Here is a 23,501-nt window from a genome sequence, read left to right as displayed (position 1 = left end):
CTCACGCGGAGGTCGGAATGGTGGCCCGGATCCGGCTGCCCTGGCCCGGGCGGCTGTCCACGTTCAGGGTGCCGCCGACCTCGCGGGCCCGCTCCCGCATGGAGAGCAGCCCCAGATGGCCGGGGAAGGAGCCCTGGCAGTCGAAGCCGACACCGTCGTCGGCGACCGTCAGCGTCACGGTGCCAGGACCACTGAGCAGATGGAGGGTGACGTTCCGGGCACGGGAGTGTTTGGCGACGTTGTGCAGCGACTCCTGGGCGATCCGGAACAGCGCGTGCTTGGCCTCCGGCGAGGTCTCCGGTTCGTCCCCGAGCCGGGCCTCGGCCGCGATGCCGTAGCGGTCCCGCAGCGCCTCCACATGGAGGGTGAGCGCGGCGACCAGCCCCTCGGCCTCCAGCGACTCGGGCCGCAGCGCGCACAGCAGCGTCCGGGTCTCGGCGATGGCGACGTCCGCGAGCCGCCGGATGTACTCGATCGGCTCGGAGAGCGGGGCGAGTTCGGCCGGTCCGGCCGGTGCCGTGAGGTCACGCTCCAGCATTTCCCGGGCGGTACGGGCGCCGAGCGCGATGCCGTACAGCGCCTGGGAGACCGAGTCGTGCAGTTCGCGGGAGATCCGCTGCCGCTCCTGGTGCACCGCCCGCTCATGGGCGGCCGCGCACAGCCGGTCCCGCTCCACCGCGCACACCGCGTGTCCGGCGATCACTTCCAGGACGGTGAGATCGGCGTCGGCGGGGTCGCGGCCCGCGGGGAAGTGGCAGCACATCGCCCCGATCGGGGTCCCCTCGCGCAGCAGCGGCCACGCGGCCACCGCGCCCCGGGCGGGGCCGTCACCGGCCGGGCCGCCGCTGCCGCCGTGGATCACCGGCGCGGATCCGGCGATGGCCTCCAGGGCGGGCCTGCGGGAGGGCGGGGTGTGGCCGTGGCCGCCGCCCGCCATCCGCAGCGTCGCGCCGGGGCCCGGCTCCAGCAGGTAGACGGTGCAGCTGGCGGCGCCGGTACGGGCCACGGCGCCCGCGGCCAGGGTGTCCAGGGTGCGCCGTACCGTGCCGTGTCCGGCGGCGGCGGAGGCCAGCCGCCGCAGGTGGTCGCGGTGGCGGATCCGGGCGACGGCGTGCCCGGCGGCCGGCGCGAACCGCTCGACGGTCCGTACGTCGGCGTGGGTCAGCCGTCGTCCACCGGTGCCGCTGGCCAGCTCGATGACCCCCACCGGCTGGCCGCGCACCACCAGCGGCGCGTCCAGTACCGAGGTCAGGGCCCTGTCATGGGGGATCCGGCGGAAGTGCGGCGGCCGCCGCTCACCGCCGGACAGGGTGGAGCGTCCGGCGCGGATGGCCTGGCGGGCGGGGGCGGAGCCGCCGGGGGTGAGCGGGCCGCGCGGGGTGACGGCCGGGACGCCGTCGGTGACGCGCACCGCGAGCACATCGCCGGGCTCCAGCACCATCACCCGGGCCATATCGGCGCCCAGCGCCTCCCGCAGCCCGCGGGCGACCAGCCGTAGCACCGCGTCGCCGCTCTCGCCCGCCAGGAGGTGTTCGTTGATCTCGGCGAGCGCCGCACCCGCCCGGCGCCGCCGTCCGATCCGTCTCCCGTCTCCGCCGCTCACGCCGACCACCACTGCTCCCTCGTCGTCGTCGTTTCCAGCTCCTCGGGCGGGGTGATCTCACCGGCCGGGACCAGCCCCGACTGCACCGCGTAGACGGCGGCCTGGGTCCGGCTGTGTACGCCCAGCTTGGTCAGGATGTGGCTGACGTAGGTCTTCACCGTCTGCTGGCCGATCCGCAGATCGCGGGCGATCTCCTTGTTGGCCTTGCCGCGGGCGAGCATGGTCAGCACCTCGGTCTCCCGCTCGGTGAGCTGCTCCGGCCCGCTGGGGTCCCTGACCTGGCCCATCAGCCGGGAGATCGCGGCGGGGGAGACATGGATCTGGCCCACGGCCGCGGCCTTGACCGCGCTTCTGAGGTCGTCGGCCTCGGCGTTCTTCAGCAGGAAGCCGATGGCCCCGGCCCGTACCGCGCCCATGACCATGGCGTCGTCGAGCGAGCTGGTCAGCGCCACCACCTCGACCTCGGGGAGGTCCTGGCGGATCTCCGCGGTGGCCGAGACCCCGTCCATCACGGGCATCAGCAGGTCCATCAGGACGACGTCGGGGCAGAGCTCCCGGGCCAGTCGTACGGCCTCCCGGCCGTTGGTCGTCTCACCGACCACCTTGATGTCGTCGTCGAGCCCGAGGATCATGCGCAGGCCCTGGCGGACCACCGCATGGTCGTCGGCGATGAGAACGCGAAGCGCCACTTGGCTCACCTGCCCGGGGGACGGGACGGTCCCGGTCGCCGGGGCGGCCGTGATCGTCGGGGCGGACGGGGAAGGGGGCCCGGGCCCGGCGGCTGTCGGATCCGCATAAGGACTCGCATGAGGAGGAAACCCGGCTCGGTGTGTCCTGAATTCCACCTGAAGAGGGAGTTTGTCCCCCATCCGGCCCCCCTGGTGCACCGCCCCATCCGGTGGAGGCGCGCCGGGGCCGATCGGCCGGGCACAGGGGGCCCGACGGCCCCCGGAGAGCGTCAGCCGGAGGGGTCGGGCCGGTCGGGCCGGTCGGGCTGTGCGGGCTTGAAACCGAACTCGGCCGCCCTGGCCACCGCCTCCAGCTGGGAGCGCGCCTCCAGCTTCTCCAGGATCTTGCGCACATGGGTGCGCACGGTGGCGTAGCTGATGCTCAGGTGCTCCGCGACGGCCCGGTTGTCCAGGCCCTGGCTCATCAGCGTGAGGATCTCCTGCTCGCGCTTGGTCAGGGACTCCAGCCGCCCGGTCTGCTCGGCGGAGGACCGGGTGGTCTCGCGGTGCCGGGCCAGCACCTCCACCAGGGTGCTGGCCGGGATGAGGGTCTCGCCCTCGGCGGCCGAGCGGATGGCCCCGGCGATCTCGTCACCGCTCGCCGACTTCAGCAGATAGCCGCAGGCGCCCGCCTCCACCGCGGCCAGCAGCGCCGAATCGCTGGCGTCGGCGCTGAGGATCACGATGGCGGTCGACGCGTCGTGTGCCCGGATGCTGGCGGCCGCGTCGGCGCCGGTGCCGTCGGGCAGCCGGAAGTCGACCAGCGCCACATCCGGCCCCAGCTCCTTGGCCATGGGTACGGTCTCGGCGACCGAGTCGGCCCAGCCGACCACCGTCAGGTCCGCGTACTCGGCCAGCAGGGCCCACAGCCCCTCGGCCACCACCCGGTGGTCCTCGACGATCAGCACCTTGGTCAGCTCCGCGGGTGCGGTCACGGCTGTACGTCCCCTTCCGGGGGACCCAGCGGGTCGAGGGAGGGCGGCCGCGCCTCACCGAGCGGCACCCAGAACTCCACCGTGGTGCCCGTCCCCGGCGCGCTCTCGATACGGCACCAGCCACCGGCGATCTGGGCCCGCTCCTGGATCAGGGAGAGGCCGAGATGGCCGGGGCGGGACTCCACCTCCAGCGGGTTGTAGCCCTCGCCGTCGTCGACGATCCGCACCAGACAGCCTTCGTCGAGCCCGAGCAGCTGTACGTGGACGGTCTTCGCCCGCGCGTGCTTGCGCACGTTCATCAGGGCTTCCTGTGCGGTCCGGTAGATCAGCGCCATGGTCTCCGGAGGCGGCTTGACCGTGAGCCGGTCCTCCAGCCGGTAGGTGACGCCGGTCTCGGTGCGTATCTGCTCCAGCAGTCCGCGCAGCGCCCCGGCCAGACAGCCGTGCTCCAGGCTCGAGGGGCGCAGATCGAAGATCAGCTGGCGCAGTCGGCTGAGCGAGAGTTTGAGGGTCTCGTCCAGCTTCTCCATCACCCGCTGCTCCTCGGGATCGCGCAGCCGCCGCCGCAGCTGCTGGAGCCGGAGGCTGGCCGCGGTGATCACCTGGATGGTGTCGTCGTGGATATCGGCGGCGATCCGCCCGCGCTCGGCCTCCTGGGCGTGCACCAGATGGCTGAGCAGCGCCTGCCGGTCGCGGTCGGTGACCTCCAGCAGCTCCAGGCTGCGCTCCAGGACGAACTGGGCGCGCTGCACCTCGGTGATGTCCCGGATGGTGAGGACGGTCAGCAGCCCCTCCTCGGTGCGCAGCGGGCTGATGCTGATGTCGGCGGGGAACTGCTTGGCGTCGCTGCGGCGGCCCACGAGCTCCATGCTGTGGCCGACCGGCTGCTCCACGGTGTCGTCCCATTCGCGCAGCGAGATGGTGAGCGGCTGGTCGGGGAGGAGGGCCTCGACGGCCCGGCCGATCAGATGGTCCCGGTCGTAGCCGAAGAGGGTTTCGGTGCGGTGGTTGGCGGCCTGGATCCGCCCGGCGGCGTCCACGATCACCATCGCGTCCGGGGAGGACTCGATGAGCTGGCGGAACCGGCTCTCGGCGGCCCGCAGCTGGCTGAGGTCGGAGACGAAGACGACGCACCGGGGCCGCTTGCCCTGGAGATGGCCCCCGCTGAACTGGGCGGGGAACTCGCCGCCGTCCCGGCGGCGGCCGGACATCGCCGACGGCGCCGTGACGACCCGGCCGATCAGCTGCTCGGAGGCGGCCCGGAAGCGCTCGGGGACCAGATCCCGCAGCCGCTTGTCGCGCATCTCGGCCGAGCTGTAGCCGAACATGTGCCGGACATGGGCGTTGGCGTACTCGATCCGGCCGCGGGAGCCGAGGACCAGGACGCCGCAGGGGGCGTGGCCGAGCAGTTCGAGGTAGGACTCCTCCAGACGGCTGCCGACCAGGTCCTCGAAGCGCCAGGAGGCGCGGTCGGCTCGGCGCATCGGCTCGGCGCAGTCGGTGAGCAGCTCGGCGGACATGCTGAACTGGTCGCGCGCGGCCCGGGTGATCGCCTCGAGGATCTCCTCCGCCGGAGTGCCCTTGACCAGGTAGCCGCTGGCCCCGACGGCGAGCATGTTGAGCACGGTCTCGCGGTCGCCGTGGGCGGACAGCGCCACCACCCGGGCGCCGGGGACCTGGTCGCGGATGGCGCGGACGCTGCCCGGGGCGTCGCCCTTGGGCATATGGACGTCCATGATCACGACTTTGGGACGGTGCTCGACCGCCGCGCGCACGGCCTGTTCGTGGTTGATGGCCAGCCCGACGAGTTCCAGCTCGGGGTGGGAGTCGATGAGGTCGGCCAGTGCCTCCCGGACGGCCGGGTCGTCATCGGCCACCACAACGTCGATCTGGTTGTCGCCCATCGCTACCCACCTCCCTTGAGGACGGCACCCTGGAGCTCACGGGGCTCGAGTTCATCGCGGCGGCAGTGCGCCAGTGACGGCATGACCGCGGCCAGTGGCGCGACCAGCACGTTGTAGTGGCTTCCGATGCGGTCGCAGACGGCGACGGCCGCCGCCGCGTCCCACACCGCGGCCCAGAAGGCCCAGTCGTGCCGGTGGTGGTGCTGCGCCGCGTCCAGGGCGGCCCGGCGGGCCACCGAGGCGGCCACGAGGATCCGGTACCGCTCCACATCGGTCGTGGTGCGGTGGACCTCCGCCCAGCCCTCGGCGCGGGTCTGGCTGGAGGTCTGCTTCCACAGATCGGCCACCCGGTCGATTTCCTCCGGTGAGAGGTCCTCGATATGGGTCAGGAATTGCAGGACTCTTCGCGAGTTCGGGCCGAAAATAACACTCATAGGACACTCCAGGACGCATGGTACATCTACGGCACTCTCGGCCCGTCGACGAGCCGTCCCGCGGCCCTCGCACGACCGCTTTCCCGAACGTGGGCCTCGCCCCCCACCGGCCGGTCAGCCCCGGCCCACGTTCTCGTTCGGGCGTCGTTCTTGTCCCTAGCGCCCCTGGCCGGACGACATATTGATGCTGGCCTTCGCCACACCGCCGCTCTTCTGGCCGATGAGCTGGAAGGACACACCACTCTCGTCCGCCGGGGTGATCTTGTACGAACCCACCGCCGATGCCTTGCCGCGGCTGTCGACCTGGAAGGTCCCGATCTTCCGCTGGCTGTTGGCGGCCGATCCGGCGTACGCGTTCACCGTTTCGCCCGGGGCGAAGCCCGCGACGTAGAAGCTGAGCGTGGTGCCCGCCCTGCCGCCGAAGGCGCTGGGCTCGGCGGACGGGGAGTACGGCAGCACCGTGAAGCCCGACCGGACCACGGCCCGGCTCTGGTCGCCGATCGCCATCAGGGTCTGGCGTCCCTTGAGGCCGAACGGCACATTGAACGCCACATCGCGGATCTGCCCCATCTCGTTCGCCTGGGCGGTGAACGCGGGGAGGCCGCCGGTGGAGTTGATGTAGACCAGCACCCGCTCACCGGGCGCGAACTTCTTGGCGGACAGCGTCAGCCGCTGACCGGCCTTGAGCGCGTACGGCGAGGACTTGATCGAGGGGTACATCGCCAGCATCTGGAACGGCGCGGTGGCCGTGGTCTTGCTGCGCTTGCCCACCAGGACCAGGGTGCTGGAGCCGGTCGGGGCCACGCCCACCTTGATGTCCGCACGGCCCACACCGCCGCCGCTGTCGGTGCGCAGCGTGGTCACCGGGGTGCCGGTGGTCCGGCCCCAGAACACGTCGATCGCCTCACCGGGACGGAAGCCATGGGCGCTGACCGACACCACATCGCCCGGCCGCCCCACCATCTTGTTGATCCTGGCGGTGCCGACGGCGCCACCGGTGACCACCTGGGCCTCGGCGCTCTTGGAGCTGCCGCGCTGCTGGGCGACGAGGGTGGTGGGCCGGTTGCCGGCCGACTCCGGCAGGGTGAAGCGGGCGTAGATCGAGCCGTAGCGGTCGGTCTTGACGCTGCCGATGGCACGGCCCTTGGTGGCCGACTTCCGGGCCTTCAGCAGGATGTCCACCGTGGCCTTCTTGTCGAAGCCGCCGCCCTCGACCGCGGCCTTGCTGCCCGGTGTCACCAGGCCCGGGTTGATCACGATGATCGGGCCGGAGGACTGCGGTATGCGCTGGTTGCCCAGCCGGATGGTCTTGGGTGCCTTCGGCGGCCGCACCTCCTGCTCCTGCTCGGTCTGCTCCTTCTTCGCGGTGCCGCCACTGCCGTTGCCGGTGGTGTTCAGGGCGCCTCCGAAGCCGCCGCGCGCGATGACCTGGACGAGCGATCCGACGATCGCGAAGACCACGAGCGCGAGCAGGACCGTCTTCCAGGAGATTTTCTTCTTGTCCTTGTTCCTGTTCCGGCGAGGGGTGTCGTCCTCGTTCTCGGGAACATCCCTGTCCTCGTCCTCCGGAACATCCCAGTCGTCGTCGTACTCAGGCATGGCCTTCACCTCCTCTTCCCATGGCTACTGCACACGGTAGATTTCGAGCTTGATGTTGCCCTGGGTTTCCGACCAGACGCGACTGGAATTGCGCAGCGCCTGGAGAATCCAGTTCTCTCGGCCGTCGGCATTGTTCGTCATCATGGATTTTCGCATCTTGTTCGACATGATGATGTAGTCCACGTTCTGCCATTTCTTCTTGAAAAGCTTGTCGCGGACATCCGGGTCGGACGAGGCGTTCCAGTGCGAATGCGCATACGGATAGAACGGACGTACGTCATGCAATTCGCCCCACAGGTCGTCGTCCATGATGATGCGCGAGTTCGGCGGCACATGCTCGCGCACCCAGGCGATCTGAGCATGCTGCATTCCGGTGAGGTTGATCTTGGACTGATACTGGTCGGCGATTTGCGTACGGCCCTCGGTATTGGTGTGGACGAGATATCCGGAGGCCGGTGACGCCAGCAGCAGAATGGCGACGAACGACGGTACGGCGACCCGGGTCATGGAGTGGGCGCCGCGCATGAACCGATTGGCGAACGAACCTTTGAGCAGCCGGTCCGTGACCATGCCGATGTTGAGCGCGAACATCGGGATCAGCGGGGTGACGTAGAAGTCCAGCACCACGCTGCCGCGCACCAGGTAGAAGGCGTATCCGAAGGCCAGCGTCCCGGCCACCAGAAAGCCCAGGTTGCGCCTGCGGTCCCGCACGCCCACCCAGAGACAGATCACCATCGCGCACACCCCGGCGATCAGCAGGAACTTGTCCCGGACCAGCCAGCTGGTCTGGAGCAGCCCGGCGTGGCTGAAGAGCGTGCCCTGGTTGCGGTTGAGCTGCCACCACAGGGTGTAGAGCAGCGAGACATGGTCCGCGGGTGGATTGTTCAGATCGAAGTCGAAACCGCTCGGCAGCAGCTCGTTCTTGAGCAGTGCGTAGGTCACATAGGCGCCGATCGGGCTCAGCGCGGCGAACGGCCAGAGGGTGCTGGTGAACCGATGGCTGGGCGACCCTTTGACCCTCCGGTAGAGCAGATACATGAAGGTCGGCACAAAGAAGATCGCGTTCTCCTTGGTGATCAGGGCGACCCCCAGGGCCAGTCCGCCGCCGAACACCGATCTGATCGTGACATGCCGGCGGAGCAGCATGAACAGGCTCAGCAGCAGCCAGAGGATCATCAAGTTGTCCAGCAGGACCTGCCGCTGGAAGTAGACCGCGATCGGCGAGACGTTGAAGAGGAACGCGGTGACGGTGGCGGCCAGCACACTGCCGGACAGCCGCCGGGCGACCTCGAACAGCAGATAGACGCTGATCACATGCACCAGCAGCATCAGAAACCGTCCGGTGTTGATCGCGTTCCCGAAGGTCTCGAACTGCTTGGGCAGCGGGAGGACCCACCCGGCCAGCGTGATCCAGCCCAGCGGGGCGTGGTCGTAGTCGTAGGTGTACGGGGACAGGCTGGTCTCCCGCACCACCGACCACGCCCGCTGCATGTAGATGCCCTCGTCGGTGAGGTAGAGGGGGTAGCGGAACAGGTGGTAGCCGTGGGTGAGCAAGCCGGTCAGCAGCGAGGCGACCAGGGCGACCTTGCCCTTGTAGCCCAGCGGGGGGAACCAGCCGCGCTCCACGGAGAAGCGGGGGCGGCGGCGCCGCGCGGGGCGCGCCGGAGCGTCGCCGACCGCGACCGGCTGCGGGGGCCTGGTGTTATCCGACACGCGACTCCGCCTCCTCGGTCGGCGCCCGGTGGGCGCCCACGTGCTGCGTCTTCTCCCAGTCGTGGCGGCCGAGCATCTCCCGCCGCATGGCGCGCAGCGCGGCGTAGGCCAGCACCATCTGGAAGGGGAACCAGGCGATGGCCATCCGTACGACGGCCTTCGGCGAGGCTTCGAGACCATGCGCTCCGGTGAACTCGTAGAGCCCGACCACCTGGACCAGGAAGTGCGCGGCCAGCAACAGCACGGGCAGATACGAGAACAGCGCGATCAGGACCGGCACCTTGAGGATCAGGATCATCCCCAGCGACAGCGGCAGATACAGACCCAGCAGCGCCTGTCCGCGGGGGAAGGCCAGGACGTAGAAGGCGAGCCAGCGCTGTTTGCGCGTGGGCATCTCCTTCCAGGTGCCCTTCTTCAAGGTCTGCATGAACCCCTGGCACCAGCGGGTGCGCTGCCGGACGAAGTGGCCGAGGGTCGGCGGGGTCTCCTCCTTGGTCACATACCGGTCGTCGTAGACCACACGGACCTTCTCGCCCATGGCGGAGATGCGCAGCCCCATATCGGCGTCCTCGGTGAGGTTGCTGTCGTCCCAGCCGCCGAGCCGCAGCAGCAGCTCACGGGCGAAGAAGACGGTGTTGCCGCCGAGCGGGATGGAGCCGAAGTGCGCGTGGTAGTGCAGCCGGCTCTTGAACCAGAAGAAGTACTCCAGGACGTTCAGCGTCGAGTACCAGCTGGACTGGTAGTTCATCAGCTGGACCCCGGCCTGGACCACCCTGACCTGCTCCTGGACCATCACCGTATTGACCAGGCTGAAGATCTTCGGATGGATGTCGTCTTCCGCGTCGAAGATCGTCACCACATCCTTGGTGGTGTGCGGCAGGGCCGCGTTGAGCCCGTGCGGCTTGTTGATCGGCTTGTCGCCGAAGACCACGACGCGCACGTTGTGCAGCCCCTCGCGGCTCAGCTCCTCGATCTTCTCCTCGGCCTTCTTCACCGTGCCGGTGTCGTCCTGCGAGCAGATCACGAAGACCTCCAGCAGCTCGGCCGGATACTCGGCCCGCACCACGCGCTCGATGGTGCTCTGGATGACGTCCTCCTCGTGCCGGGCGGGCAGCAGGACGCTGAAGGAGAGGTTGGGCGGCAGGAAGGAATCCGGCGCCCGGGCCCTCCGTTCGGCGTCCGCCCGGTCCCAGGTGTAGAGCATGAGATAGAGGACGTGCGCAGACTGCACGGTGAGCAGTATCGAGACCGACACCAGCACGAAATAGATGATCGCGACTATCATCGGCTCCGCCTCCCCCAGACCCAGCCGGTACTGGTGGCGAAATTGACCGCGAATGCGGCGCCGATGCCGATCCAATTCGCCAGCAGGAGATGCATTCCCGCGCGGACCAGCGACCAGACGATGAGCACGTTGACCGCGAGTCCACCCAGCACGGATATGTTGAATTTGACGAATCGTCTGGCGGACCGGGAGCGGGCCGCGAAGGTCCATCGGTCGTTCAGCAGATAGTTGTGCACCACCGCCAGCTCCACCGCGATCGACGACGCCGCCAGCAGCGGAAGGCCGGTCCAGTGATAGAGCACATAGAGGACCACGGTGTTCACCAGGACACCGCCCCCGCCGACGACCGCGAAACGCACGGCGAGGCCGGACAGGCCCACCGGCGGGTTCCGCACCGAGAGGGTTCGCGAGAACATTCCAGTCCGCCTCCGGACGGTGACCTCCGCCCGTTCGTCCGGCTCGCTGGTGTGCTCGCTGAACGTTCGGAAACGCTGCATCGCGACTCCCTCGACAGGAGGCTCTTTCGGCCAGTGAGTCCCAGAGTGCGTCACCCGAAAAGGAGGTAGTACCCGCGGTCGGGGGAGCGGGTGGTACACCTTCGGCGGACCCCTCTCCTCCCCCGTATTGGGGAGAGGGGCCGACGCGGCTCCCGGGGCGGTCCCCCAAAGAAGGGACCGGCTCTTCCCTCTCCCGCGGGTGTCAGTACCCCCGGGGGATGGCCAAGATGAAATGGGCCCGACGGCCTTGCGTCCCGTGCGACGAGAGTAGGTGACGTAATGTCAGGTCACGTGATGTCACGCCATCGATTCGCCGGCCGGGCCGGAGCGGTCATCGTCCTGATGACGCTCGCTATGGCCATGCCGGCCGCGGCAAGTGAATCCGATTCCGGAGGGCTGCACGATTCCGAATGGGCGCTGACCGCGCTCAAGGCGGAGCGCGCCTGGAAAATCAGCAAGGGTGCCGGAGTGACCGTCGCGGTCATCGGCACCGGTGTAGACGCCACCCATCCTGATCTGCGCGGCCGTATCGTGCGCGGAAAGGATTTCGCGGGCGGGTCCGGAGGCTTCGGCACCCGTGAGGAAGGCCGGGTGGAGCAGTCGAGCACCCATATGGCCGGGATCATCGTCGGTACCGGCCGCAACTACCGCGGCGACGGGGTGTACGGCCTCGCCCCCAAGGCCCAGCTGATGCCGCTGGGCGTCTACCGCGATGGAAAGCCCCAGGCCGACGCCACCGCGAAGGCCATCCGGCACGCCGCGAGCCGCGGTGTGCGGGTCATCGACGTGGCCGTCTCCTTCAAGCGTCCGACCCCGGCCCTGCGGTCCGCGGTGAAGTACGCGCTCGCCCAGGACGCCATCGTGGTGGCCGGTGCGGGCGACAACGGCAAGGACGGCAACCGTGCCACCTACCCCGCCTCACTGCCCGGGGTGGTCGCCGTGGTGGCCACCGACAAGAAGGGCGCGGTGTGGACCTCCTCCCACCGCGGCGGGAAGCTGACGCTGGCCGCGCCCGGTGTGGCCATCCTGACCACGGCCCGTAACAACAACTACTGGACCGGTGACGGCACCGGGTACGCGGCCCCCTGGGTCGCGGCCGGAGCCGCCCTGCTGCGCGCGGAGCACCCCCGCTGGAACTCCCGGCAGGTGGTCCAGAAGCTGATCGACACCGCCGACCGCAAGGGTTCGGCGGGCCACGATCCGCGCTACGGCTTCGGGCGGATCGCCCCGGCCAAGGCGCTCGCGGACCGGGCCGCGCCGCCCGCCTCCACCGATCTCTCCGCCGCCGGGCAGCGTCCGCGGACCAAGCCCGCCTCCGCCGAGAAGGCGACGGGAGATGAATCCGCCCTGGTCACGATAGGGGTGGTGGCAGGAGTGCTGGTGGTGCTCGCGATTCTGGCGGTGGTGCTGATCAGCCGCCGCAGGCCCCCGCACAACAACAGCCACCACGGCTGACCGGCGGGCCGAGCGATGCCCGTGACGATACGCGGCCGGGCCGGCGGAGAGCGTCCGGCGACCCGTCGGCGCAAGGCCAGGTGGACGGTCCGGGGTCTGGTGCAGCTCGCGGTGATGGTCCTGGTGGTGGAGGCGGCGATGGCCGCGGCCATCATGCAGTCGCTGCTCACACCCCGGTCCACCGCCCCGGACGGCGCGCATCAGCGCTCACTCCCGGTGGCCAAGCCCTTCTTCCCGGCGACGGCCCGCTTCTACACCGACCCGCACAACCCGGCCGCGGAGTGGGTGCGTGACCATCCGCGGGACCGGCGGGCGGCGTCCATCCGCCGGGACATAGCCGCCCAGCCCCAGGCGGCCTGGTACACCGAGACCAATGAGTCCCTGGTCGAGGAGCGGGTCCGCGGACTGGTCCAGCGCGCCGCGGCCGAGCGGCGGCTGCCGGTCCTCGTCCCCTACTCCATCCCGCTGCGCGACTGTGAGCAGCTGAGCTCCGGCGGTATCGGGGACGCGGAGGCCTACGGACGCTGGATGGACGCCTTCACCAGGGGGATCGGCGACGCCCCCGCCCTGGTGATCCTCGAACCGGACGCCCTCGCGCATATGGGCTGTCTCAAGCGGAAGCAGCGCGCGGAGCGGTTCCAGGCGCTGTCCTACGCGGGCAGGGTGCTGGAGCGGCGGGCGCCGCGGGCCCGCGTCTACTACGACGCCGGGAACTCGGGCTGGCAGCCCGCCCGGACCATGGCCGAGCGGCTGCGGCACGCCGGTGCCGACCGGTACGGGGACGGCATAGCCCTCAACGTCTCCAACTTCAACGAAACCCGTGACGAGGTGCGCTACGGCCGGTCCGTCCTCCAGGACCTGGGCCGTCCCCAGCAGGGGATCGTGGTCGACACCAGCCGCAACGGGGCCGGGCCCACCCGCCACCACCGCTTCTGCGATCCCCCGGGGCGCAAGCTGGGCCCGGCGCCCACCACCGACACCGGGCTGCCCGGCGTCGACGCCTTCCTCTGGGTCAAGCATCCGGGCCAGGCGGACGGCTGTATCGCGGGCGCGGGCATGTTCGTCCCCGGCTATGCGTACCGCTTGACCGATTGACCCGTCGCTGACCTGCGACAACAAGCCCGGCCCGCGCAGCGGCCGGGCTTCTTCACGCCCTTCTCCCGGGGCTCTCCCGGACCTCTCCAGGGCACCTCCACACCGCCCCTCGGGCCCCTCCCTGGCCCCCGTGCGCCCTGAACCACCCCCACAAATCGGACATAACCCATACGAAACGGCCGAATTCCTCTACCTCAACTGAGGTAGGCGGAATTCGGCCGTTTGGCGTGCGCTCAATTCCTGCAATTGAAGTAGCCAGATTTCATTCGTGCGTACGGTGATTCGACCCCCGTTCATTCCCTAATGTCGTGAAGCGAAAGGACAAAACCGAAGGAGCTCCATCGATGCAAAGAGTTCTCGTCGTGGAGCACCACTCCGTAGTACTGAGTGCTCTCGCAGACCTTGTGGTCGAGGAGCCCGGACTGGAGCTATCCGGCATTGCTGGGTCGGCCCGTGAAGCGATTTCTCTGGCCCGACATATGCGACCGGATCTGGTGCTGATCGACGTGGACGAGCTGAGTTGGCAAGCGCAACGGCTGGACCGCCTGATCGGCGAACTCCTACCGAGCGCTCGGATTGTCCGGCTGACCGCCGTCTCCGACCCCCAAATGGAATGTCTGGAATCTCCGACAAAAGTAACCAGCATCCTCAAGACCGCAATACCCGAATTCCTCAGGAGTATCAGCGAATGAATTCCCCCATGGATCAGAACAACGTCCCGACCACCGATGAGACCACCAAGGCGTCGCGCATCACGCGTCCGAACCGTCTGGGTATGGGCATCGCGACGGCCGTCGTCGCTGTCGCTGCCGTGGGTGGCACCGTCACCGCTTTCGCCATGAACAACGACGACTCGTCGTCCGGCTCCTCCGCGGCCTCGAACAAGGTCGCCGGCGCCGACTCCGAGGGTCCGCTGTCCACCCGTAAGGGCGACATGGTGGACGCCGACGGCAAGAAGGTCGTCCTGACCGGTGTGAACTGGTTCGGTTTCGAGACCGGTACCGGTGCGCCGCACGGTCTGTGGTCGCGTGGCTACGAGTCCATGCTGGACCAGATGGCCGACAAGGGCTTCAACACCCTGCGTCTGCCGTACGCGAACGACATGTTCGACGCCAAGGCCAAGGTGACCGGTGTCAACTACAAGCTGAACCCCGACCTGAAGGGCCTCAAGCCCCAGGGCATCATGGACAAGATCGTCAAGGCTGCCACCGACCGTGGTATCCGGGTGATCCTGGACCAGCACCGTCCGGACGCGCAGGGCCAGAGTGAGCTCTGGTACTCGCAGAGCCTGAGCGAGAAGAAGTGGCTCTCCGACTGGGTCAACCTGGCCAAGCGCTACAAGGGCAACGACCGGGTGATCGGCGCCGACCTCCACAATGAGCCGCGTGGCCAGGCCACGTGGGGTGACGGCAACCCGAAGACCGACTGGCGCCTGGCGGCCCAGAAGGCCGGTGACGCCATTCACAAGGTGAACAAGGACTGGCTGGTCTTCGTCGAGGGCACCGACCGCCACAAGAACGAGCAGTTCTGGTGGGGTGGCGACCTCCAGGGTGTGAAGAAGCACCCGGTGAAGCTCAAGGAGAAGAACAAGGTCGTCTACTCGGCGCACGACTACGGTCCGGGCGTCTACATGCAGGGCTGGTTCATGGACAAGAACTTCCCCAAGAACATGCCTGGCATCTGGGAGAAGCACTGGGCCTACATCAAGAAGCAGAACATCGGTCCGCTGCTGCTCGGTGAGTTCGGTGGTAAGAAGACCGCCGGTAAGGCCAAGGAAGCCGTCTGGCAGAACGCTCTGATGGACTACCTGAAGAAGAACCAGATCAGCTACACCTACTGGTCCTGGAACCCGAACTCGGGTGACACCGGTGGTGTCCTGAACAACGACTGGAAGACGGTCGACAAGAACAAGATGAAGATGCTGTCCAAGTACCAGACGCCTCTGCTGGAGGCGAAGAAGGGGAACAAGTCGGAGTGACCCCGGCTGGTACTACGCCATCACGGCGATAGGGCAGCGAGGGCCCGCAGGCACCGCCTGCGGGCCCTCCATCTTGTCCCGGTACGTCGCTCTGGGTGCTTTCAACCTCACCAGATGTCGTGAGTGCCCCGTAGGCGAAAACGGTGGGAAAGGGAAGCGGGGCGTCCGCCGGACGGGTTTCCTTCCCATGACACAGCCCCGTCCGCCCACCGGCCGGATCCTCTTCCCGGTCACCGTCCTCACGGTGATCGCGGCCGACCAGGTGACCAAGGCGCTGGCACTGGCCGCGTGGGGCGGCAGTTTCGGGCCGCAGGCCGCCTTCGGGCCGTTCCGCGCCCTGGTGGTGCACAACGCCGGGGTGGCCTTCGGACTGGGGCACGGCCGCCCGGTGCTGATCACCCTGATCACCCTCGCGGGCGCGGCGGCCACGCTGGCCGCGGCCGGTGCGGGGCTGCGGGCCCGCAGCCGGGGCGCCGCGCTGGGGCTGGGGCTGATCGCCGGTGGCGCCATCGGGAACGGCGCGGACCGGGCGCTGCGGCCGCCGGGTCCGCTGCGCGGGGCCGTCATCGACTGGATCACGGTGGTCGCGCACGGTCCGGTGTTCAACCTCGCCGATGTCGCGCTGGTCGCCGGGACGGTACTGACCACGGTGGCGCTGCTGCGCGGCACCGCGAAGGAGCGGGCCGCCTGGCGGGCCGACGCCCGCTCCGCCACCGGCCCGGCCCTGGCCCCGGCGCCGGATCAGGTCTCGGGCGCGGGCCGGGGGCCGGGCCTTGGGGCCGGGGCACGGCCGGAGGACGCCGTGGGGGTGGTCAGCCTCCGGCCTTGTGCGCTGCGCTCTGCCCCGCGTCGCGCTCCGCGCCCCGCGCCGGCCTCGGCTCCTGGCGCTCCCGCTCCGCGAGGGAGTCGGCGAACTCCCGGAGCCGCCCGAGCGTCGCTGCGTCCGTGCCCGCCGCCGCCCGCGCGGCCAAGGCGCGACTGATCCGCTGGTAGACGGAGAGCTCACGGGCGCAGGCGTGGCACTCGGCCACATGGGAGCGCACCCGGCCCGCGTCCCCGGCGTCCAGCTCGCCGTCCAGATACGACTGGAGCATCGCCGCGTCCACCGGACACCGCCTGGTCCGCCGCCGATCGGTGTTCCGCCACCACGTCAATCTGCTCATGCCCCACCTCGCTGTGATTCCAGTCCCGTGGCCAGCAACTGGTTGCGGATCCGCTTACGCGCCCGGTGCAGTCTGCTCATCACCGTGCCCTTCGGCACGTCCAGCACCTGTGCGGCCTCCGCGTAGGACAGCCCGTCCACATGCACCAGTCGCACCACCTGCTGGTCACGGAGCGGAAGCGCCGTGAACGCGGCGTCCACGGCCTCGTCGAAGGCCGTGTCGACCACCAGCTCCTCGGGTGTCGCGTCGAGGGACGGGGTCAGCCGCTCCAGCTCGGTGTCGGGGTCGTCGAGCAGCCGGGGCCGACGCTGGCGGCTCCGGCTCACCTCCGCATGCCGCATGATCGTCAGCAGCCAGGCCCGTGGATGTCTCCCGTCAAAACGCCCGACCGCTCGGTACGCCCGTAGTAACGTGTCCTGCACGAGATCTTCGGCGTCGGCGCGCTGGGCGGTCAGAGACATCGCCACGCGCAGCAGCACTTCGATCTCGGGCAGCACGTACTGGGCGAACATGCGTTGCTGATGGGTGTCCGGGTCAGCCACAGGTGCCTCCTCGGATCCGGACCCCCCGGGGACGCGAAAGACGACATATCACACTCTGTGTAACATCCCGCTCACAGCGTCGCACGGCACGTTCGGCAATCCGGGTGGCGCGAGTTCCGCGGCCACGGCCACTTCCACGGCTACGGCGTCATGGCTACGCGTTCATGGAGACCAGGCGCTTGCCCTCGGTGGTGCGGACCTCGAAGCGCTCGATGTCGGCACGTTTCAGGGCGGCTCCGCCATGGGCCCAGAGCGGCGCTCTGGCGACCTTCTTGGGGCTGTCCTTCATCCCGTAGCCCCACTCCGGCACGGACCAGTTCATCATGACCTGCTCATGACCATCCTTGGAGACCGCGATCAGGGCGCAGTCGAAGGGGCCCTTGACGTTCTTCAGCCGCAGGACGGCGTCGGTGCCCCACATCTTGTCCTCGAGGGCGACCGAGGCGTTCACCTTGGTGACCGGGTCGGTGCCGTGCACCTTGACCGGCATCTTGGCGAACGCGACGCTCGGGCTGGGGCTGGCCGTGACCTTGGCGTCCTCACCGGAGTCCGAGGTGAGCGCGATGGTGCCGACCGGTCCGCCGACGATCATCGCGACCGCCGCGGCCACCAGGTAGAGACCGCGCCGCCGTCGCTTGCCGCGGGCCGCGGCGACCCGCGCGACCATACGGCTCAGCAGGGCCGGGCCGGGACGCGCGGTGAGAGTGTCGATGGCGTTGGGGGTGGCGGAGAACACGTGCGGGGTGTGACCCGTCAGTGCGGTCCGGCCGGGGCTGCTGTGGATCCCCGGGATGTCCGCGGCCAGATCGGCCAGCAGCGGTTCCAGCCCGGTCAGCTCGTCGAGCTGCCGTCCGCACTGGTCACAACCGGCCAGATGGACCTCGAAGGCGGTGGCCTCCACCTCGTCGAGCACGCCGAGCACATACGCCCCAACGGCGTCATGTCCCGCGTGGTGCGCCTGCGCTGTCATGCCGTCACTCCTCTCTCCTCAAGCGCGAGCTTCATGGAGCGCAGCGCGTAGAAGACCCGGGATCGAACCGTCCCGCTGGGTATGCCAAGCGTCTCCGCCGCCTCGTTGACCGTCCGGCCCTTGAAATACGTCTCGACCAGGACCTCACGGTGGGCGTCACTGAGGTCGTGCATCGCGTCGGACAGCGTCATCAGCCGTAGCGCCCTGTCGATCTCGTCCTCCGCCGGCATGAGTTCCAACGGGGAGGGGTCGACCTCCTGGGGCCGGGCCTGCCGGCTGCGGTGGCCGTCGATGACGATCCGCCGCGCGACCGTGACCAGCCAGGGGCGGATCGAACCGGTGGCCCGGGACAGCTGGTCCGCGTTCCGCCAGGCGCGTACCAGGGTCTCCTGGACGACGTCCTCCGCACGGTGCCGATCGCCCGCCACCAGACGCAGGACGAATGCGAGCAACGGCCCGGCGTGCTCCTGGTAGAGCGCGCGCATGAGCTGCTCGTCCGGTGTCCCGCGATGGGATCTCGACGGGCGCTCATCGGCCACGGCGGCATCGTCCTGCACACGAACCTCCAGGACCTGACCTGAGTTGGACAACATCTGGCGACTCCCGGTCTGGGCCCCGGGGGGGTTGGGCGGCCGTTCGGCCTCTTCTCCCATCACTACGGACGGGAGGGGGCGGTCGCTCAACGCGTCGCGAAGAAAATCCGATCAGGTGGGAACGGAGGGTGGGGGAGCGGTGCGGGAGGGTGCCGGAGGGGCGCCGCGGCTCAGGGCACCATGGCGTCGAGGACGAGGGGCTGCACCTTGCCGTCCAGCATCGCGCCCACTCCCTCCACCGCGCAGGTGCCGGGGTGTTCCGCGATGTTCAGCGGCATTCCGGTGGCCTCCCGCAGCATCGAGTCCAGCCCGGGGAGCATCGCGCTGCCGCCCGCCAGCATGATCCCGCGGTCGGCGAGGTCGGCCACCAGATCGGGCGGACAGCGGCGGAGCACGGCGCCGATGGCGTCCAGCAGTCCGGTGAGCGGGGTGCGCAGGGCGATGCGCATGCTCTCGAGGTCCACCCGCACCGAGCGGGCGAGACCGGTGGCCACGTCCCGGCCGTGCACCTCGGTGTCCGGTGTGCCGGGGCCGTCGCCGCTGAGCGCCGAGTGCAGCGTTCGGACGCCCTGGCTGGGCAGCATCAGCGCGTGCTCGTTGCGCAGATGCTGGACGAGGGCGTGGTCGACGGTGTCCCCGCCCACCGGCACCCGTTCGGCCGCGACGATCGAGCCCAGCGACAACACCGCGACCTGGGTGGTGGCCGCCCCGCACACGATGATCATCGTCGCCTCGGGCCGCTCCACCGGGAGTCCGCAGCCCACGGCGGCGGCGATCAGGGTGTCGACCAGCTCGACCCGGCGGGCGCCGACACCGATGAGCGTCTCCATGGCGGCGCGCTGGGCCAGCGGATCGGCGTCGTGCGGAACGCAGACGGCGGCGCTCACCAGCGGGCGGCGGCGCCAGGCCCGGCGCAGCTTGTTGCCGAGCAGCAGCCGCAGCATCCGCTGGGCCATGGCGATATCGACGACGGTGCCGCCGGAGACGGGGCGGACGACCCGGATATGGCCGGGGGTACGGCCCGACATGCGCTCGGCGAGGGTCCCGACCGCGATCAGACCGCCGGTGCGGGTGTTCACGGCGGCGACGGTCGGCTCGTCCACGATGATCCCGGTGCGCTTGAGATAGACCCGGGTCCTGGCCGCGCCGAGGTCCACGGCGATGGAACAGCGGCGCAGTCGCTCGAGGCTGATGGTCGTCATGGGAGGTCTCCCTGTGGACGGCGTGGCGGGCCGCCGCCCCGGCGGCCCTGTGATCATCGTGTGCGGACGATCAGGGCGGGCGCCCGCGGGGCTGCGCCGCCTGGGCGAGGGCCGTCCCCCTCACCCGTCCGCCGGATCCGCTCGGCGCGGCGGCCCGCTGCCGGTGGCCGTCTGCCGGTGGCCCTCGCGCGGCGGCCGTCGGCCGGTGGCGGCCCCTCAGTCCTTCGCGTCCGCGTAGCACTCCACCGCGGCCGCGGTGAACGAGAAGCGCACCGGGGTCTCGCCGAAGGCGATCCGGCCCGCCGCGTCCCCCGCCGCCTCGATCGCCTCCCGCACCGCCTCCGCCTCCTCCGCCGGGCAGTGCACGATGACCTCGTCGTGCTGGAAGAAGACCAGCTCGGCGCGGAGCCCGGCGGAGGCCAGGGACTGCCGCAGCGCGGCGAGGACCAACAGGGCCCAGTCGGCGGCGCTGCCCTGCACCACGAAGTTACGGGTGAACCGGCCGCGGGCGCGGGCGCTCGCCGTGCTGCCGTACGACGGCTCCTCGCCCTGGTCGCGTGGCAGCCCCGCCTCGTCGGCGAGGTCCTCGGGGTCGGCGCCGCTGGCGGGCGGGCAGGTGCGGCCCAGCCACGTGCGCACCAACCGGCCCTCCACACCCGCGCGGGCCGCGTTGTCCACATAGGCCACCGCCGCCGGGAAGCGGCGGCGCAGCGCGGCGAGGTGCTTGAGCCCGTCGCCCGAGGTCTGTCCGTAGATCGCGCCGAGCAGCGCCAGTTTGGCCAGATCGCGACGGCCCGCGAAGGCGCGGTCGGACAGGGTGGCGTACAGGTCGCGACCGCTGCCCGCGACCTCCATCAGCCCGGGGTCGCGGGAGATGGCGGCGAGCACCCGCGGTTCCATCTGGTCGGCGTCGGCGACCACCAGCCGCCACCCCGGATCGGCCACCACCGCGCGCCGCACCACCTTGGGGATCTGCAACGCGCCCCCGCCGTGGGTGGTCCAGCGGCCGGAGACGGTGCCGCCGGGCAGGAACTCGGGGCGGAAGCGGCCGTCCCGCACCCAGGACTGGAGCCAGGCCCAGCCGTGGGCGGTGTGCAGCCGGTAGAGCTTCTTGTAGCGCAGCAGCGGCTCCACGGCGGGATGGTCGATCCGCTCCAGCTCCCAGGCGCGGGTCGAACCGAGCGCGATACCCGCCCGCGCGAACGCCTTGACCACCTCGGCGGGCAGATCGGGCCGCACCCGCGCACCGCCGAAGGCGCGGGAGACCTCGTCGGCCAGCTCGGCCAGCCGCTGGGGCTCCAGCCCGCCCGGATAGCGCTCGCCGAGCAGCTCGTCCAGCAACTGGCGGTGGCGGTCGGCGCGCCAGGGCACCCCGGCGCGGTTCATCTCGGCGGCGACCAGGGTGCCCGCGGACTCGGCGGTGATCAGCAGCCGCATCCGGCCGGGGTGCTCGGCCGCCTCGGTACGCGTCAACTGGTGGGCGTAGACCGCGAGCAGGGCGGTGAGCGGATCGGTGCCCGGCGGCAGCGGCGGTGGACCGGGCTCGAACAGCGACGGCTGGGTCTCCGCCGTGCGCACCGGCGGATCGGGCGGCACCGGCAGCCCGCGCAGCCTGGCCCAGGCGGCGGCCAGGGAGCGCGGTGCGCCCGAACGCCCCTCGTGGCCGAGGAGCAGTGCCTCGGCCGCCTCGGTGTCCCAGCACCGCTCGACCCGCACCCCGGCGGCGAGCAGCCGGGGATAGAGCTCGGTGGTGGACCGCCATACCCAGCGGTCGGCCTCGGGACGGGACCGCACCGCCTCGGCGATCCCGCCCTGAGCCGCCGTGACCTCCACCACCGGCCCGGCGGCCCCTCCCGCGGGGTCCAGCGGGCAGAGACGAACACCCCCGTCGTCCGTCTCCGCCACCGCCCACCGCATGACCGTGAGTCTGGCAGGGGGTACTGACAACGCCCCCTCGCCACGACTTCGGCGGGGGCGGTCAACCCGGGCGACGTCGTCGGCGTCTTGATCGATGTCCGGAGGGCCGCGCAGAAGAGATGACGACTGTTCTGTTCTCTCCGGGGCAGGAGACGCGATTGCCGGGTGATCAAGCCGATACGGCTGGTGCACGTGCATCGGAAGATGCATCTACCTGCGCAAAGGCGAATGCATTTGCTCATGCATGGGCAAAGGAACGCGGCTATGATCCGGACAGTTGTCAGCTGCATGAACAGTGGAGAGCCCTGTGCGCGACCACCCGTACAACGGCATGGCGGCCGCGGACCTTCAGGGGGTCGTCTGGCAGAAGAGCAGGCACAGCAATTCGCAAGGGGCATGTGTGGAGTTCGCCAGACTGCCCGGCGGTGACATCGCCGTGCGCAACTCCCGCTTCCCGGACGGCCCGGCGCTCATCTACACCCCGGCCGAGCTCGAGGCGATGCTGCTCGGTGCCAAGGACGGCGAATTCGACCATCTGGCACAGGACCCGGCCGGTCTGGGCTGAGCTCCATCCGGACGGGACAGGGAGCAGCGGGAGACGGCCGGGGCACGGGGCGGGAGACGGGCCGGGCGTGCGCGGAGCCGATCCCGCGGCATTGAGTGACACTGGTAATGACGACGGGGGATCCCAGCTGATGTGAGACGACGGCGATGAAGGGCTCGGTCCAAGTCGGACATGTCCTCGGGGTGCCACTGCGGATGCACTGGAGCGTCCCGGTGCTGGTCGCCCTGCTCGCCTACGGTCTCGGCCGCGAGACGCTGCCCGCGTGGACCCCCGGCCGGACGACCGTGGTGTATATCGTCTCCAGCCTCGTCGGCGCCCTGCTTTTGATGATCAGCCTGCTGCTGCACGAGGCTGCCCATGCGGTGGCCGCTCTCCGTAAGGGCGTCTCGGTCGAGGATGTGACGCTGTGGGCGCTGGGTGGAGTGACCCAGATGGGCCGCCCGCGCACCGCCGGGGTCGCCCTGCTGGTGGCCGTCAGCGGCCCGTTGGTCAGTCTGCTTCTCGGCGGGATCGCCGTCGGCGCGGGGATCGGGGTGAACGCGCTGACGGGATGGGGGGTGCCCGCGGCCGTGCTGGTCTGGCTGGGCTGGGCCAATCTGCTGCTGGGTGTGTTCAATCTGCTGCCCGCGGCCCCGCTGGACGGCGGCCGGGTGGTGCAGGCGGTGCTGTGGTGGCGCACCGGTGACCGGGAGCGCGCCGACCGGGCGGCGGGGCGCAGCGGTCAGATCTTCGGGATCCTGCTGATCGCCCTCGGCTGGATCTCCTTCCTGCGCGGGAACGGCGGCGGGCTGTGGCTCGCGCTGATCGGGCTGTTCATGGTCATCATCGCCAACGCGGAGCGGCAGCGGGCCGGGTACGCCACGGCGCTGCGCGGGGTGCGGACGGGCGACGCGATGTCCGCGCCGGTGGTCTCCGGGGCCGACTGGCTGACCGTGGGGCGGTTCATCGACGAGGTGGCGGCGCATTCCCGCCATTCCGTGCTGCCACTGCTCGACTTCGACGGGCGGCCCAGCGGGCTGGTGCCGTTGCGTGCCCTGGCGAATGTGCCGGCCGGGGAGCGGGAGACCCGGCGGGTGCGCGAGGTGGCCGTACCGCTGTCACGGTGCACGGTGGCCACATCGGACGAGCTGCTGACCGAGGTGCTGGAGCGGACCCGGCCGGGCGGCGGGATGCCGGTGCTGGTGGTGGACCACGGTCATCTGGAGGGGATCGTCACGATGCACGATGTGACGCGGTACTTCCAGCTGCACTCCCTGGGCATCACCACGGCACCACCGGAGTCCGCGCACCACTGAGGGCCGCGCCACCGCTGACGGCCCCGGT

The 23,501-nt window shown here is 70.2% G+C and carries 21 protein-coding genes and 1 pseudogene; 7 read left to right on the top strand and 15 right to left on the bottom strand.

Going from position 1 to position 23,501, the window contains the following annotated elements:
* Nucleotide 1: 1 nt before the first annotated feature.
* From AB0C66_RS12715 to AB0C66_RS12675, 9 genes are all read right to left on the bottom strand, one after another.
* A complete protein-coding gene (locus AB0C66_RS12715) occupies nt 2-1,603 on the bottom strand; it encodes a GAF domain-containing sensor histidine kinase (RefSeq protein WP_362436420.1) in 1,602 nt (533 codons plus the stop codon).
* A complete protein-coding gene (locus tag AB0C66_RS12710; RefSeq protein WP_362436418.1) occupies nt 1,600-2,292 on the bottom strand; it encodes a response regulator transcription factor in 693 nt (230 codons plus the stop codon). The genes AB0C66_RS12715 and AB0C66_RS12710 overlap by 4 nt, the downstream gene beginning before the upstream one ends.
* 269 nt (nt 2,293-2,561) lie before the next feature.
* Nucleotides 2,562-3,266, bottom strand: a complete 705-nt coding sequence (locus tag AB0C66_RS12705; protein ID WP_362436416.1) for a response regulator transcription factor — start codon at nt 3,264-3,266, stop codon at nt 2,562-2,564.
* Nucleotides 3,263-5,170 carry a PAS domain S-box protein gene (locus tag AB0C66_RS12700; protein ID WP_362436414.1) on the bottom strand — a complete coding sequence of 636 codons (1,908 nt, stop codon included), beginning with the start codon at nt 5,168-5,170 and terminating at the stop codon, nt 3,263-3,265. The genes AB0C66_RS12705 and AB0C66_RS12700 overlap by 4 nt, the downstream gene beginning before the upstream one ends.
* Nucleotides 5,171-5,172: 2 nt before the next feature.
* A complete protein-coding gene (locus AB0C66_RS12695; protein ID WP_362436412.1) occupies nt 5,173-5,604 on the bottom strand; it encodes a hypothetical protein in 432 nt (143 codons plus the stop codon).
* Between the two features lie 156 nt (nt 5,605-5,760).
* Complete coding sequence (locus AB0C66_RS12690) at nt 5,761-7,203, bottom strand: hypothetical protein (RefSeq protein ID WP_362436410.1); 1,443 nt, start codon at nt 7,201-7,203, stop codon at nt 5,761-5,763.
* Between the two features lie 24 nt (nt 7,204-7,227).
* A complete protein-coding gene (locus AB0C66_RS12685; protein WP_362436408.1) occupies nt 7,228-8,916 on the bottom strand; it encodes a glycosyltransferase family 39 protein in 1,689 nt (562 codons plus the stop codon).
* Nucleotides 8,906-10,201: a glycosyltransferase gene (locus AB0C66_RS12680; protein WP_362436406.1), complete on the bottom strand. Its 1,296-nt coding sequence runs from the start codon at nt 10,199-10,201 to the stop codon at nt 8,906-8,908. The genes AB0C66_RS12685 and AB0C66_RS12680 overlap by 11 nt, the downstream gene beginning before the upstream one ends.
* A complete protein-coding gene (locus tag AB0C66_RS12675) occupies nt 10,198-10,698 on the bottom strand; it encodes a GtrA family protein (RefSeq protein WP_362436404.1) in 501 nt (166 codons plus the stop codon). Before AB0C66_RS12675 ends, AB0C66_RS12680 begins: the two co-directional genes overlap by 4 nt.
* 294 nt (nt 10,699-10,992) lie before the next feature.
* On the opposite strand from AB0C66_RS12675, the gene AB0C66_RS12670 reads away from it, so the two are divergent.
* The 5 genes from AB0C66_RS12670 to AB0C66_RS12650 all read left to right on the top strand — a co-directional run bounded on the left by AB0C66_RS12670 (nt 10,993) and on the right by AB0C66_RS12650 (nt 16,208).
* Complete coding sequence (locus AB0C66_RS12670) at nt 10,993-12,153, top strand: S8 family serine peptidase (protein WP_362436402.1); 1,161 nt, start codon at nt 10,993-10,995, stop codon at nt 12,151-12,153.
* Between the two features lie 99 nt (nt 12,154-12,252).
* Nucleotides 12,253-13,248 (top strand): glycoside hydrolase family 6 protein, encoded by a 996-nt coding sequence (locus AB0C66_RS12665; protein WP_362436400.1) that lies wholly within the window; start codon nt 12,253-12,255, stop codon nt 13,246-13,248.
* Nucleotides 13,249-13,610: 362 nt separating this feature from the next.
* A complete protein-coding gene (locus AB0C66_RS12660) occupies nt 13,611-13,940 on the top strand; it encodes a DNA-binding response regulator (protein WP_362436398.1) in 330 nt (109 codons plus the stop codon).
* Between the two features lie 8 nt (nt 13,941-13,948).
* Entirely contained in the window at nt 13,949-15,226 is a 1,278-nt protein-coding gene (locus AB0C66_RS12655; protein WP_362436396.1) for a glycoside hydrolase family 5 protein, read from the top strand.
* A 187-nt stretch (nt 15,227-15,413) separates the two neighbouring features.
* Nucleotides 15,414-16,208 (top strand): signal peptidase II, encoded by a 795-nt coding sequence (locus AB0C66_RS12650; protein WP_362436394.1) that lies wholly within the window; start codon nt 15,414-15,416, stop codon nt 16,206-16,208.
* 37 nt (nt 16,209-16,245) lie between these two features.
* On the opposite strand, the pseudogene AB0C66_RS12645 reads toward AB0C66_RS12650, so the two are convergent.
* The 6 genes and pseudogenes from AB0C66_RS12645 to AB0C66_RS12620 form a co-directional block, all read right to left on the bottom strand.
* Nucleotides 16,246-16,320 (bottom strand): annotated as a pseudogene (locus tag AB0C66_RS12645) (zf-HC2 domain-containing protein); the annotation flags it as partial.
* Nucleotides 16,321-16,385: 65 nt separating this feature from the next.
* Nucleotides 16,386-16,931 (bottom strand): RNA polymerase sigma factor, encoded by a 546-nt coding sequence (locus tag AB0C66_RS12640; protein WP_362436392.1) that lies wholly within the window; start codon nt 16,929-16,931, stop codon nt 16,386-16,388.
* Nucleotides 16,932-17,085: 154 nt separating this feature from the next.
* Nucleotides 17,086-17,901 (bottom strand): zf-HC2 domain-containing protein, encoded by an 816-nt coding sequence (locus tag AB0C66_RS12635; RefSeq protein WP_362436390.1) that lies wholly within the window; start codon nt 17,899-17,901, stop codon nt 17,086-17,088.
* Entirely contained in the window at nt 17,898-18,494 is a 597-nt protein-coding gene (locus tag AB0C66_RS12630; protein ID WP_176182135.1) for a sigma-70 family RNA polymerase sigma factor, read from the bottom strand. Before AB0C66_RS12630 ends, AB0C66_RS12635 begins: the two co-directional genes overlap by 4 nt.
* A 170-nt stretch (nt 18,495-18,664) precedes the next feature.
* Nucleotides 18,665-19,696 (bottom strand): rod shape-determining protein, encoded by a 1,032-nt coding sequence (locus tag AB0C66_RS12625; RefSeq protein ID WP_362436388.1) that lies wholly within the window; start codon nt 19,694-19,696, stop codon nt 18,665-18,667.
* Between the two features lie 216 nt (nt 19,697-19,912).
* On the bottom strand, nt 19,913-21,613 hold the full coding sequence (locus AB0C66_RS12620; protein ID WP_362436386.1) for a bifunctional 3'-5' exonuclease/DNA polymerase: 1,701 nt from the start codon (nt 21,611-21,613) through the stop codon (nt 19,913-19,915).
* A 331-nt stretch (nt 21,614-21,944) separates the two neighbouring features.
* Here AB0C66_RS12620 and AB0C66_RS12615 point away from each other — a divergent pair, with 331 nt between their 5' ends.
* Both AB0C66_RS12615 and AB0C66_RS12610 read left to right on the top strand, forming a co-directional pair.
* Nucleotides 21,945-22,178: a DUF397 domain-containing protein gene (locus tag AB0C66_RS12615; RefSeq protein WP_362436678.1), complete on the top strand. Its 234-nt coding sequence runs from the start codon at nt 21,945-21,947 to the stop codon at nt 22,176-22,178.
* Between the two features lie 146 nt (nt 22,179-22,324).
* The gene (locus tag AB0C66_RS12610; RefSeq protein ID WP_362436384.1) at nt 22,325-23,473 is read left to right on the top strand and encodes a site-2 protease family protein; all 1,149 of its coding nucleotides are present in this window, start codon (nt 22,325-22,327) and stop codon (nt 23,471-23,473) included.
* Nucleotides 23,474-23,501 lie beyond the last annotated feature (28 nt).

This window comes from Streptomyces sp. NPDC048636 (assembly GCF_040650655.1).
Classification (GTDB): domain Bacteria; phylum Actinomycetota; class Actinomycetes; order Streptomycetales; family Streptomycetaceae; genus Streptomyces.
Note: the sequence above shows the minus strand (reverse complement) of the source record. Positions and strands in the feature narration are given on the sequence as shown.

Bases quoted from the DNA above. Each gene is read 5' to 3' on its own strand.
- AB0C66_RS12670 (WP_362436402.1), top strand. From the start codon at position 10,993: ATGTCACGCCATCGATTCGCCGGCCGGGCCGGAGCGGTCATCGTCCTG.
- AB0C66_RS12655 (WP_362436396.1), top strand. From the start codon at position 13,949: ATGGATCAGAACAACGTCCCGACCACCGATGAGACCACCAAGGCGTCG.
- AB0C66_RS12690 (WP_362436410.1), bottom strand. From the start codon at position 7,203: ATGCCTGAGTACGACGACGACTGGGATGTTCCGGAGGACGAGGACAGG.
- AB0C66_RS12625 (WP_362436388.1), bottom strand. From the start codon at position 19,696: ATGACGACCATCAGCCTCGAGCGACTGCGCCGCTGTTCCATCGCCGTG.
- AB0C66_RS12700 (WP_362436414.1), bottom strand. From the start codon at position 5,170: ATGGGCGACAACCAGATCGACGTTGTGGTGGCCGATGACGACCCGGCC.
- AB0C66_RS12635 (WP_362436390.1), bottom strand. From the start codon at position 17,901: ATGACAGCGCAGGCGCACCACGCGGGACATGACGCCGTTGGGGCGTAT.
- AB0C66_RS12695 (WP_362436412.1), bottom strand. From the start codon at position 5,604: ATGAGTGTTATTTTCGGCCCGAACTCGCGAAGAGTCCTGCAATTCCTG.
- AB0C66_RS12630 (WP_176182135.1), bottom strand. From the start codon at position 18,494: ATGTTGTCCAACTCAGGTCAGGTCCTGGAGGTTCGTGTGCAGGACGAT.
- AB0C66_RS12650 (WP_362436394.1), top strand. From the start codon at position 15,414: ATGACACAGCCCCGTCCGCCCACCGGCCGGATCCTCTTCCCGGTCACC.
- AB0C66_RS12610 (WP_362436384.1), top strand. From the start codon at position 22,325: ATGAAGGGCTCGGTCCAAGTCGGACATGTCCTCGGGGTGCCACTGCGG.
- AB0C66_RS12675 (WP_362436404.1), bottom strand. From the start codon at position 10,698: ATGCAGCGTTTCCGAACGTTCAGCGAGCACACCAGCGAGCCGGACGAA.
- AB0C66_RS12680 (WP_362436406.1), bottom strand. From the start codon at position 10,201: ATGATAGTCGCGATCATCTATTTCGTGCTGGTGTCGGTCTCGATACTG.
- AB0C66_RS12620 (WP_362436386.1), bottom strand. From the start codon at position 21,613: ATGCGGTGGGCGGTGGCGGAGACGGACGACGGGGGTGTTCGTCTCTGC.
- AB0C66_RS12615 (WP_362436678.1), top strand. From the start codon at position 21,945: ATGGCGGCCGCGGACCTTCAGGGGGTCGTCTGGCAGAAGAGCAGGCAC.